Raw genomic sequence first — 7,884 nt, 5'->3', positions numbered from 1 at the left:
ATTCGAGCTTGTCAACAGCAAAAAGAACTTGATTTAAAACAGCTTGTAAAGTCTCAAAATGGGGCTAGCTAATAACCTTCTATAATTGTGTTTTTCCGAGGGGTGTTGTATAAGAGTTCTTATGTTAAGAAACTTTTCCAAGATCAACCACTCTATACAAGCCATAAAAAAGGGCAGGATTGTACGTTGAAAAGAGGGGGGAACACTAGACTATACCAAGCAATCATTTGTAGAGTACTTTGTTTCTTTTCTTAAAAGAAGAAATTTGAGAGGGCCTTTTTAATATCGCTCTTTTCTTACTTTGTGTCGTGAGCGACTATTCATTATGGTCACTGCGCTCTCCTAGTAACTCCTTGAAACGTATCTTCGCTTTCAGACGTTTATAAGAAGTAATTGCCATAAACAAGCTTCTATATAATAGCCGACCAGTTTCAATTTATCTAATGGCCCTAAGTGGATTGACAACCGACTATTTACGCAGATTTCACCTTGATACGCTCGAACGAATTATTGTTTACTGCGAACTGGTGATCGCAAATTACGAACGAAGCTTTCAACTGATAGAAAGCTTTTCGACAATCAATGAGCCGCATAAATCTCGGCTGCTGGTTCAGTATGAACGCATCATACTTCATCATCGAGGCATCATTCAAAGATCAAGGCAGATCCGCGATACCCTTTTGACTTCTTTATATTAACAGCAACGGATGATTGTCAAAAGGACTACGAAATAAGCTACCACGGTTCTAAAATGAGGCTAGGTTACTCCGCAACAACTTCAAACTTACCTAACCATCTTAGATTGTCATCTCGCAAATTAACGGCTCATTTTTCGTGTCGTGGATGGGTTTACGATGCAGTTCTACTACAATTTGAAGAAGTATCTGCGGTTTATGCCCGTTGAACAGAGCGGTATGGTTATCGATCTACCAGTAGCTGATCAATTTTGTTATATACTGTTATTTTAAGAGGTTATTCCGAGATTGGCTTCGGTTTACTAGCATATTGATAAGCCAACAGTAGATTCTCTTTGAGAATATTAAAATCCATTGACTTCCTCAAAAATATCGCAGCTCCAGCTTGATAGAAATTATTGATCTCAGAGTGAGTTGCATCCATACTCATCATGACCACTGGAATAGATCGATGGGCCGGGTGTTGCTTCAACGCCATCAATGTCTGGTGTCCACTCCATTTAGGCATATGCTGATCTAGGATAATCAAGTTGGGTTTTTCACCCATCTGTAATAGCTCATTGAGTAAGGTTTGTCCATCCCCGAATGAAAGTATCCGACAGTGGGGCAACTGATGTCTCAACGTTTTTTCTACTAGGAAGCGATAATCAGCGCTATCATCTACGAGGCAAATTGAAAGCGTATTAGTAACCACATGGTAAGATAATAGGGGTTCAACATCCGGTTGTACGGCTCGTTCCGGAGGTGGTAAGTCCCTACTGGGCAACCAGGCGAAAATAAGCTGATAATTATTTTATTAGGAGCCTACCGAACAATAACCATCCACTTAGCAGATGGTTCAGCAGTAATTAGCAAACGGCTCGCTGCAAGTTGTATAATCCTTATTATAATAAGCTGTGGTTGTGATTGAAGATTGTGTAAGCTTGATTTGTGCCCTATACAATGGCTATACAAAGCCTGTACAACACTTGACAACCGTATGAACTATCTTACTTTGAAAGAAGCTTCGGAAGCTACTGGTCTAAATGAGACAACCATACGGCGATTGTGCAAGAAGAAAGCCAGTAAACCCTTTATCCAGATGAAAAAGGGCAAACAGGGCGATATGTACACGATTCAAGCCAACTACCTTTTTGACGTTTATCCCCCCTCGAAGCCTATCCAAAATTCAGCCCGTGCAAGGGTGGACAATAACTATACAAGTATAGACAAAGAGCCTATACAAGACTATACAGCCCTTCTGGCAGCTAAAGATGAGATCATCCAGCTTTTAAGAAGTGAAACGAACTACCTACGGTCTGAGAACACTAGTTTAAGAGAGGAAAATCGGACATTAAAATTATTGCCTGCGCCAATCTCTACATCTGATACAACCCCAACTGAGACTTCCTCTAGTCAAGAAAGCAAAAAGCCATTCTGGAAGCGGCTGTTTGGCTAATTTTATTTCCCTTTTTTATCAAGACCAAATTCCTTTTGCAGAATCGAGCGAACATAACCAGGTTTGTTTTTGGTCTGGTCCAGTTTCCCTGACGTTTGCAGCTCGTCTGCCCGATCAGCAAATAGCTTGACGTTTTCGTGCGTTTTAAGGGCTTCTAAGGCTTGATCTAGCAATGGAGAGTCCTTACCAAAGATTTGGCTCAAGAACCGCATGACGAAGACTACATCTTCATTCTTGGCCCTTTCTTGAGCTACTTCCTTCTTTTTGGTGTGAATCTGAAAGATCCATCGCTTTACAGATCCGCCACGACCACGCCCTCCACGTTCTTCTGTGTATGTAAAGTACAAGTCACTTATACCATTCTCATACATAGACATCAATTCGGATTGAGCTATCTCGATAACGTCTCTTTTTAATTGACCAACTGGAAGCTTAATACATAGTACTTCTTTTAAGCTATCAGGATTGTAATCAAACCGACCGACTGACCGCCATTGACAACACCATTCGTAAAAGCGCTGGGAAAATTTGCTAGTTAAAGTCATAACTACCGTAGCGTCAAGTACGGTAAATCGCTTCGTAAGTTCATAGAGATAGGGTAGCACGTACTTTGAGATAGAGACCTCCAGTCCTTGTCCTTTGATATATTGGCCACCATTAACAAAGCCGGTCTCAATCCACCCTCCATCAGGAGCATCGATTGAGAAATCTTTCTTACGTAAACTGACAACTGCCTTTCTATAGTCCCTATATCGATGGTCATGTTCGTCAGACTTTTTGAGCTGACTTTCAGGAATAAATAAGATTAACTCCCTTTTGAAAAAATCATCAGTGATTCCATTCTGAACGGTTTTCATCACTTCAATTAATGACAAATAGATTAACCGTTTCTCTATAGTGGTGTAGTCGTATCTAGCACCCGTAATAGCATTAGTTTGTTTAAATGTCTCTACCTGGTTCATTAGATTTATTTTGTGCGTAATTTTAAATAAAATTCACAAAATAAATAATTAAAACGCCTATTTTTCCGCCAATTACGCATAAAATACCCTCAAAAACTCCGCCAATTACGCATAAAACTCCGCCAATTACGCATAAAATACCCACTTAAATAACTAATAATCTGTTAGTTATAAGAGCTTAAAGTTTGCAAAAGTAATATTTGCTAAAGTGCAAATGCCAAAAAAACGGCCTTTAGGGGTGTTGATAAGTCCAAAAATGAGCTCAAAAGCTAAAGTTATCCACAGCCAAAAAAGCAGTAAACAAGACTCGCTGAAGCAAAGACAAAAAAGAAGAGCAAAACTAAAAAAGAAAAAAGGCGGCTAACTATAAATATAGTTTTAAGCGTCTTTCTGTTTGTATTATTCTAATATCAGTTTCGAGGAGCGTTTAATAAAAAGGGATGAGTACAAGAAATAAGGTTACATTTTGTCTCCTTTCTAATCTGTTTAACCTTGTCGATCTTTTAGTTAAATAAAAGTAAATGAGTTGTTTGCAAATTTATCATTCATTCCTTAGCTTGATATATCAAGGATAAACCATCCGGATGCGTTGTTGCCCGCTAGTGGCGTGCTGCGTGGTACGGTCTTGAAAGAGAGCGAGACGGAACGCTATTCCCCTACGGGTCATACCGTTCGTCTCGCTCTACGAGGTTGATAATCAATAGATTATTATTTATATACGTTAATTTTATACGTATTTAGTGAGTATTATTCAAATAACTAATTGATAATCAGTAATAAAATGAGTAAATTCTATACGTATGACTGACCGAAAGACATTATCCATTAGCTTGGGCACGCACCGGCAGTTAGAGAAATTGGGTGATCAGTTGGGCCTGTCTCACAAAGATTTAGTGGCCGCTATGATTCAATTTTTCGCCGTCACCAAGCTCGATCCCCGTTATCCCAAGGCCGATGCACCCGATGTGGTGCTGAAGAAACTGACCGATAAGGTGGATGCTTTGGATAAGCGTTTCATTGGATTTATCCGCGAACAGGAGAAGACCCTATTAAAACCCATGCAGGCTGACGTGCAGGCCCTGCGCCAGGTTTCAGAGTCAGGCCAGGGGGCCGGGTTGACCCCCGCCCAGCTGGAAGAGCAGTTGACGGGCGTAGTCGAAGCGATGCAGACGCTGCTGCGGCTTTCGTTCCGCACGGCCCTGGTCGATAACGCCCTGCGTAGCGAGTACAAGCAACAGGTGGATGCCCTCATTGCCCAACAGAACGCCTTATGATGACCAAGATACCAGGGGGTGGGGCGGGCCTCTCCAACCGTAGCGGCTCGTGTGGGGGCCTGGTGGCGTACCTGGAAAAAGAGCAGCTAGGCCACTGGTTCGGCCTGGATTTGGAGCACGTGCCGGGCTACCAGGTGACGGCCGAGATCGATGCCAACAAGCGGAATCTAGGGCGTGAGGCCGATAAGTACTACCAGATCGTGCTGGCCCCCTCCAAGGCCGAACTGGCCCACATCGGTTCTGATCCAGCGGCTCTGAAGGCCTTTACCCGTTCGGCGATGGAGGCCTACGCCCAGAATTTTGGCAAGGGGATTGAGAGTAAGGATCTGGTGTGGTACGCCAAGATCGAGCACAGCCGCAGTTATGACCACACCGATCGGGCGGTGCAGTTGGGCGAGCAGGCTAAGGGGGGGCTGAAGCTGGGGAATCAAACCCACATCCACGTGATCGTGAGCCGCACGGAGAACCTGCGCGAATACAAACAGGGGCTGGCTGAAGGCCTGCATGAGCGGAAGAACCCCTATCACCTGAGTCCACTAACCAACCACAAAGGCACCACCAAAGGCGTAGTGCTGGGAGGCTTTGAACGCAATGGCTTCAGTCAGCGGGTGGAGCAGTGTTTCGATCGGGGGTTTAGTTACGAGCGAGGACTGACCGAATCGTTTCGGTATCTACACGGGATGAAATACGGGGATGGAGGGCTGAAGGCGGAACTGAGCCAGGCGGCTGCTCTGGAACGGAGTCAACAGCGGGAGCAGGCGCGCGCATTGGAACTGGCGGACCAGAGTCGGCAAGCCGAGTTACAGGTGAGTTTAGGGCAAGCCTACCAGCAATCCGATGCCCGGACATTGAGCCAAGGCTTAGAGCAGGCTGAGCAGATCCGTCAGCAACTGGCCCAGCAACGCCAGCAGGAGCAAGCTCGTCAACTCGAATTAGAACGGGCTGAACGCTTGAAACACGAACAACGGATCGAACAAGATATTCAACGAACACCCCGCCAGGATAGGGGTATGCACTTATGAGTGAGAACAAATTTTTAAGGAATCTCCAACAGCCACGCCCGGCCACTTCGCCGGTGGCGAGTAGTACCCCGCCGGTTGAGTCTACGCCGGTTGCGCCTGGTCATGGCTACGATCCGATCCAGCGACTAGTGGAGGAGCTGAGCCGACACAATCAGGCCATCGAGGGCTTGAACCGCCGGTTCGATGTGTGGGAGAAGCAGCCCCGGGGGGCTAGTGCGGAGGAACTACAAAACCTGGTGGAAGCTGCTCGAGCCGGCACGCGTATCCAAGTAAACACCGAGCTACTAGCCACGAAGCTGCTGCCTGAGCTCACCAAAGGCACGGCTACACCGACCAACCTAAAGACGGCCACCGACGAAGGGGTGGCCGAACTGCGGGCGGTGGGGCTGGCCACCGCTGAGCGCATCGAGCAGGCGGCCCGCGCAGCGGCTCACCGGATCGAGTGGGCCAGTCGTAGCCAGGCCAATGCGTGGGCCAACCGGATCGGGTTCACCAGTTGGCAATCGGCCCTGGTGGTCTGTACTCTGCTAGTGGTGATAGGGGCAGGGCTGGTCATCTACGTGCAGTCGCATCAAGCGGAAGTGCAGGCCATGCGTATTCAGGATAATGCGAGTAAAGAGTTTGTGAGCTGGATTCAGGAGAAATACCCCCAGGTCTGGAAAGCGTACTTGAGAAAAGTGAACCCCTAGCCTAGTCTAACAACTATGGTATTGGCAAATGTCCTGACTAAAAAAATGTCTCAGTTCTTGAAGGGCATTTCGCGTACGGGTTTTTATGGTACCCAACGGCACATTCAGCTCCTGAGCGATTTCTTGCTGCGTCCAACCATGTATATAAGTCAACTCGATAATCTGCCGGTATTTAGGCGGTAGGAGGCTAAAGATAGAGCTATTGAGCAGTCCATCATGAATGGCTAGGAGAACACCTTCACCCATTCTTTCACCTATATACGTTATGGCTTGCGCCTGCACTTTCCGGTGCCTAAGTTCATCCATGGCCACATGGCGGGTGATGGTCAACAGCCAGGTATAGGGGCGACCTTGTGCCGGATCATACTGGTGCAGATGCGTCCAAGCCCTGATAAAGGTATCCTGAAGCAGATCTTCCGCCTTTTCAGGATCGTTGACCAGTTTAACCAATACGCTCAATAGAGCGGAATGATAAGTATTATACAAGGCTGTAAAAGCAGCGGCTTGTTCATTTTTGTGCGAACCGATCAAGTACGCTTCAGTCTGGGGAGTTGCGGTCATTCCAACTAATAGATGAGCTGAACAAATGGCGCTCAATGCTATGCTAACCTAACTGATTACTAGATGAATGGTTCGATCTCAAGCAGAAGGCACCTGTGTTAGCGGATAAACGTACTAGACGACAGTCTTCCCCGTCATATTCATCTGTGCAGATGGCAGGGGCTGAAAAGTGCGTTCTACCTTGGGTAAACGTCGAGGAAGCGTACTGCGTAGACTCTGGGGTTGGGCTACAATACGCGCTCCCGTCCAGGTTGACGCAATGACCATGCCCGCAGCCACCAGAATAATATCTTTGATAATGTACTGAGCGGCCAGGGTGGGAGTATGATGTGGGCCTGGAAACAGTTCGCTCGGAAAGAGGAACAAGGGGGACATAGCACCGATCATCTGAGCGGCCATTAGCCACACCCCTACCCGCAGAAACCGGCCTGTTAGAAAGCAGAGGCCAATGATGCACTCCAGTCCAGCGACAAAATCCATGGCTGGGTGTCCCGATAGGATGCCTAAGGTGAGAATAGTCGTCGTTCGGGTCGCTAGATCTTCAATGGGGCTAATACCCGGAAAGAACTTCAACACCCCAAATCCCAAAAAAACCAGGCCCATCCCGATGCGTAACAAAGCAATACTATGAGCTACCAACCAGCGATTGATGGCGGTATCGAGTTGGTCAAAGTGGTCAAACAGGCTACTGATCTTTTTCATAACATTGAGTCGTTGCGTCGGCCATACATACGTAAAAAGAGAAACAAACAGATTGAAGGCCAAGGGAATAAATACCCCATCTGTAGCGCAGTCACATTTAAGAAACTCCGGCTCTAAAAAAGCACAATAGGGTAGAACAGGTTATTTAAGATCAACCAATCTCAACGTCATGAATTTATCATCAATCTCTCCTGTTGCTGAGCAATTGCTTCAACTCCGTCGTCAGCATATAGTCGAATGGCAAACTCAGTTGTCAGATGAAGTAAAAGCCCGCAGCGCCTTAGAAGCCCGACACCAATCGGAAACGACTCGACTTCTAAGGGAGGAATGTCACTATAGTCAACGTGGTATCTTGGCTCAACAGCAGTTGGAGGAGCTAGCTCGACTTAGAGCGGAAAATCGGGCGAAACGATTGATGATTCGAGCTTGTCAACAGCAAAAAGAACTTGATTTAAAACAGCTTGTAAAGTCTCAAAATGGGGCTAGCTAATAACCTTCTATAATTGTGTTTTTCCGAGGGGTGTTGTATAAGAGTTCTTAT

General features: G+C 46.2%; 9 protein-coding genes. 5 read left to right on the top strand and 4 right to left on the bottom strand.

Annotation, left to right across the window (positions count from 1 at the left end):
• Positions 1–972: 972 nt before the first annotated feature.
• Positions 973–1,389, bottom strand: coding sequence for a response regulator (locus tag M0L20_RS29940; protein WP_248481007.1), 417 nt, complete (start codon positions 1,387–1,389; stop codon positions 973–975).
• A 285-nt stretch (positions 1,390–1,674) separates the two neighbouring features.
• On the opposite strand from M0L20_RS29940, the gene M0L20_RS29935 reads away from it, so the two are divergent.
• Positions 1,675–2,133, top strand: a complete 459-nt coding sequence (locus M0L20_RS29935; protein WP_248481006.1) for a basic helix-loop-helix domain-containing protein — start codon at positions 1,675–1,677, stop codon at positions 2,131–2,133.
• Positions 2,134–2,135: 2 nt separating this feature from the next.
• Here the strand turns inward: M0L20_RS29935 and M0L20_RS29930 are convergent, their stop codons facing one another.
• Entirely contained in the window at positions 2,136–3,095 is a 960-nt protein-coding gene (locus tag M0L20_RS29930; protein WP_248481005.1) for a replication initiation protein, read from the bottom strand.
• Between the two features lie 800 nt (positions 3,096–3,895).
• Here M0L20_RS29930 and M0L20_RS29925 point away from each other — a divergent pair.
• Genes M0L20_RS29925 through M0L20_RS29915 form a run of 3 tightly spaced genes read left to right on the top strand, consistent with a single transcriptional unit; the run spans position 3,896 to position 6,080 of the window.
• Entirely contained in the window at positions 3,896–4,369 is a 474-nt protein-coding gene (locus M0L20_RS29925) for a BfmA/BtgA family mobilization protein (RefSeq protein ID WP_248481004.1), read from the top strand.
• Positions 4,366–5,391: a DUF5712 family protein gene (locus M0L20_RS29920; RefSeq protein ID WP_248481003.1), complete on the top strand. Its 1,026-nt coding sequence runs from the start codon at positions 4,366–4,368 to the stop codon at positions 5,389–5,391. The genes M0L20_RS29925 and M0L20_RS29920 overlap by 4 nt, the downstream gene beginning before the upstream one ends.
• A complete protein-coding gene (locus tag M0L20_RS29915; protein ID WP_248481002.1) occupies positions 5,388–6,080 on the top strand; it encodes a hypothetical protein in 693 nt (230 codons plus the stop codon). The genes M0L20_RS29920 and M0L20_RS29915 overlap by 4 nt, the downstream gene beginning before the upstream one ends.
• Positions 6,081–6,086: 6 nt before the next feature.
• Here the strand turns inward: M0L20_RS29915 and M0L20_RS29910 are convergent, their stop codons facing one another.
• Positions 6,087–6,641, bottom strand: coding sequence for an RNA polymerase sigma factor (locus M0L20_RS29910; protein WP_248481001.1), 555 nt, complete (start codon positions 6,639–6,641; stop codon positions 6,087–6,089).
• Between the two features lie 114 nt (positions 6,642–6,755).
• Positions 6,756–7,343 (bottom strand): DoxX family protein, encoded by a 588-nt coding sequence (locus tag M0L20_RS29905; protein ID WP_248481000.1) that lies wholly within the window; start codon positions 7,341–7,343, stop codon positions 6,756–6,758.
• Positions 7,344–7,512: 169 nt separating this feature from the next.
• Between M0L20_RS29905 and M0L20_RS29900 the strand changes: the two genes are divergently transcribed.
• Complete coding sequence (locus tag M0L20_RS29900) at positions 7,513–7,833, top strand: hypothetical protein (RefSeq protein ID WP_248480998.1); 321 nt, start codon at positions 7,513–7,515, stop codon at positions 7,831–7,833.
• Positions 7,834–7,884: the final 51 nt, after the last annotated feature.

Source organism: Spirosoma liriopis (genome assembly GCF_023196085.1).
Taxonomy (GTDB): Bacteria; Bacteroidota; Bacteroidia; order Cytophagales; family Spirosomataceae; genus Spirosoma; species Spirosoma oryzicola.
This window is presented reverse-complemented; position numbering and strand designations above follow the sequence as displayed.